This window comes from Novosphingobium sp. (assembly GCF_019748365.1).
Taxonomy (GTDB): Bacteria; Pseudomonadota; Alphaproteobacteria; order Sphingomonadales; family Sphingomonadaceae; genus Novosphingobium.
In genome coordinates this window covers 1-3,515 of sequence record NZ_JAIEPN010000019.1, presented here as the reverse complement: position 1 = coordinate 3,515, position 3,515 = coordinate 1, and the positions used below count along the sequence as shown (strand labels likewise).

3 protein-coding genes are annotated in these 3,515 nt (G+C 60.0%); all 3 read left to right on the top strand.

Annotation, left to right across the window (positions count from 1 at the left end; all coding sequences use genetic code 11):
• Positions 1–179 precede the first annotated feature (179 nt).
• Positions 180–872: a lytic transglycosylase domain-containing protein gene (locus tag K5Q19_RS02980; protein ID WP_137775608.1), complete on the top strand. Its 693-nt coding sequence runs from the start codon at positions 180–182 to the stop codon at positions 870–872.
• Positions 873–1,035: 163 nt separating this feature from the next.
• The gene (locus K5Q19_RS02975; RefSeq protein WP_292941045.1) at positions 1,036–2,847 is read left to right on the top strand and encodes a DUF3363 domain-containing protein; all 1,812 of its coding nucleotides are present in this window, start codon (positions 1,036–1,038) and stop codon (positions 2,845–2,847) included.
• A gap of 123 nt (positions 2,848–2,970) precedes the next feature.
• Positions 2,971–3,408, top strand: coding sequence for a MucR family transcriptional regulator (locus K5Q19_RS02970; RefSeq protein WP_292941048.1), 438 nt, complete (start codon positions 2,971–2,973; stop codon positions 3,406–3,408).
• Positions 3,409–3,515 lie beyond the last annotated feature (107 nt).

The following is a 3,515-nucleotide window of genomic DNA, read 5'->3' as shown; positions in this document are numbered from 1 at the left end:
TGGTGGGGCATGCCCCACCACCAGCAGCACCTAAATCTCCACCGAAAATTACACCACGAGCGCGGACGCTAACCAGAGCATTCCTGTGCGCCGCGATCTACGGCCCTGGATACACTCTCGACACCAGGCGGGTCGCAGCAGCGCATGCTCCAACTCCCCGCAACAGGAGGATTGATGCCGTGCCTGCATACAGCCAGATAGCGAGCGTCTGCGCAGCGCTCGCAACAGCAATTTCCCTGCCAGTTCATGCACAAGCGACGCGCCTGCCCGCCGCTTTGGATTTCACCACGCTGGATTCGCATGTGCGCGAGGCATCCCGGACGTTCGGCTTGCCAGAGACATGGATCCATGCAGTGATCAGACAGGAGAGCCGCGGCAGACCGAACGCCGTATCGCGTGCAGGGGCCATGGGCCTCATGCAGCTGATGCCGAAAACCTGGCAACGGCAACGCACGCGCTATGCGCTCGGACATGACCCCTTTGATCCGCGCAGCAACATCCTTGCTGGTACTTCCTACCTTCGCGAAATGTACGATGCCTTCGGCATGCCCGGATGTCTGGCCGCCTATAATGCGGGTCCGGCCCGGTTTCTGCAATGGCGCAACCATGGCAGGGCTCTGCCCGCCGAGACACGTTCCTATGTTGCCGCCATTGCATCGAATATACGACGCTCGGCGGGGCCGATCGTGCAGGCTCAAGGCATCAGGGCAACGATGTCGTGGACACAGTCACACCTCTTTCCAGGCATGTCGACCACACAAATGCTGCACGACCAAGACTTTGGCCATGGCCAAGCAAGCGCTGCGGACACAATCGGGCCAAAGGGTCAGGACCAGCTCTTTGCAGACATTATCCATGACCAGATTCCCTGAGGACTGCGGCCATTGCTGATCGCGCCATGGCGGATTGCAGCGAACACCAGGCGGACGCGCTTGGCAGATTGGAGCAAAGACGAGCGGATGGCGAGATAAAAGCGGCGATGGCGCCGTGGCGCTATCCTCAAGGTATTCCATGCTAAAATGCGACGGCGCATCAATGCCCTCGCTGTCGCTAGTGGTAAAATTCGGCGCGAAACTGCCGCTGTCAGGCGCCATCGGCCAACTCGGGAGCCTTGCGATGGACAGCGAATTTGACATTGAGATGCACCAGGGGCCAAATCGGCGCGGTCTGGTCCACGCTGGGGGAAAGTCGCTGATCGGGCAGGTTGTCATGGCATCCAAACGCCATGCCAGGACCAGCCTTGAAAGGAGGTCGGCAAGAGCCCAGGGAACTGGTCGCCATGGACGTGGAAGGGACGCGGCGCTTCGCTTCCGGGCGACGGATAAAGCCCGAAGGGTCGTGATCAAGGTGCGCATTGTGCGCCATACCGGCAAAGCCTTTGCCTCAGGCCCAATGTCTCGCCACATCGCCTATCTGCGACGCGAAGGCGTGACGCGCGACCAGCAGCAAGGGGACCTATTCGATGGCGATAGGGACAGAGCCGATGGCGATGCGTTTGCCTCGCGCTGCCATGATGACCGCCACCATTTTCGGTTCATCATCTCTCCCGAGGACGCCACCGAGCTGGCAGACCTGAGAGTTTTCACGCGCGAGTTGATCCTCGACATGGCCCGGGATCTCGGTACCGGCCTGGACTGGATCGGCGCCGATCATTGGAATACCGACAACCCACATGTGCATGTCCTTGTCAGGGGCAGAACCGATCAGGGCACAGATCTGATCGTGGACCGCGAATACATGCGTCACGGACTGAGGTTTCGCGCCGAGCAGCGGGCTACGCTCGAATTGGGAATGCGCACCGACCGGGACATTCTGTCAGCGCGCCACCGCGAGGTCGCTGCAGAGCGATGGACAAGCCTGGATGCAAGTCTCGCGCAACTGCAGGATCGCGACGGACTGATCGATCTTCGATTCGATCCCAAAGGTGACCGCCGACATCAGACGCTACTGGCTGGTCGGATCGAAACCCTGGCCAAAATGGAACTCGCATCTGCGCTGGCACCCGGACTCTGGACGCTGTCGGGCAATGCTGAGGACGTTTTACGGCAGATCGAACTGCGCGGCGATATCATCAAGTCGATGCATGCGGGTCTGGAGCGTCGCCCGAATGCTGTGGACCAACAGCGGGTGCCGACGGACGTATCTGATTGGCGGGGTCAGGACATCGCGTCACCGATGGGCCAGGACAATGGCCGAGAGCGGCTGCTGCGACCAGGGAACAGCGGAGCCAATCCGGGCGATCAAGCTGTGTACGGAGTCCAAAGACCGGATGAGCTTGTCCCGACCCACGAGAAGCAGCGATCAGCAACACTCGATGGTGTTCCAGGTCCAGCGATGGATAGCTTGGCTGACCCCGGTCTGATATCGGTCAGTCAGCAGATCTCGGCAGACGGACCTACATGGCTGGACGAGCAGCTGATCCTTGGCAGGCCTGGCAAGGCTGATGCTGGGCTGAGCTTGGAAGTCAGGCAAGCCCTGCACGACCGCATGGCGCATCTTGTCAGGCAAGGCATCGCGAGCCAGCAGGACGGTCAGGTGCTTCTCCCATCCAATCTGCTCGATCGTCTGCACCGGCATGAGTTCGAAAAGGTCCAGGAATCCATCAGCAAAACAACGGGCAAACCCATGCTGCCAAACCAGTTCGGCGAGTCCGTCGAGGGTATTTATCGAGGACAATTCCGGCTCAGCGCAGGCCGATTTGCGCTCATCGACAACGGCTTTGCTTTACAGCTCGTTCCATGGCAGCGGGAACTCGAACGTCATCTGGGGGACACGGTCTCAGGCTTGGTGAATGAGCATGGCCGTGTGGACTGGACCTTCTCGCGAGAACGGTCAATCGGGCTCTGAAGGACGTCCCTGCGCCAGCGCGCATCCTTGCGCTGCTTGCAACCGCCCAGTTTTGCACTAGAAACATCCAAAATGGATACATTGAGGTGAATGCAGATGGAGCACGATTAGGCACTAGTCACGCTGACCGCAGACATTGTGGTTGCGCATGTCAGCAACAATCATGTTGCGCAAGCCGAGCTGCCGCAACTGATTGCGGCGGTCCATGGCGCGCTCAGCCGAATCCGGAATCCGGAGCCTGAATCTTCACAGACCCCGCAGGAGCCTGCAGTTCCAATCCGCTCGTCGGTAAAGCCTGACCATCTTGTATGTCTCGAGGACGGGAAGAAGCTGAGGATGCTCAAACGCCACCTCATGGTCCATTACAATCTCACCCCTGAGGCGTATCGGGCCAAGTGGAATCTTCCGAAAGACTATCCGATGGTTGCGCCGAATTATGCGGCGCGTCGGCGGGAACTCGCGCTCGAGATCGGCCTCGGTAGAACCGGTCGCAGCGAAACACCGGCGGCCGAACCCGCACCCGCTCCCACACCTGCACCTGCTGAGGAACCGCAGGACTGACGATTCTGCAGATGAGACCCGCAAGAGGGGCAAGTTAGCGTCCGCGCTCGTGGTGTAATTTTCGGTGGAGATTTAGGTGCTGCTGGTGGTGGGGCATGCCCCACCAC

Coding starts and splice junctions, on each gene's coding strand:
- K5Q19_RS02975 (WP_292941045.1), top strand. CDS start 1,036: ATGCCCTCGCTGTCGCTAGTGGTAAAATTCGGCGCGAAACTGCCGCTG.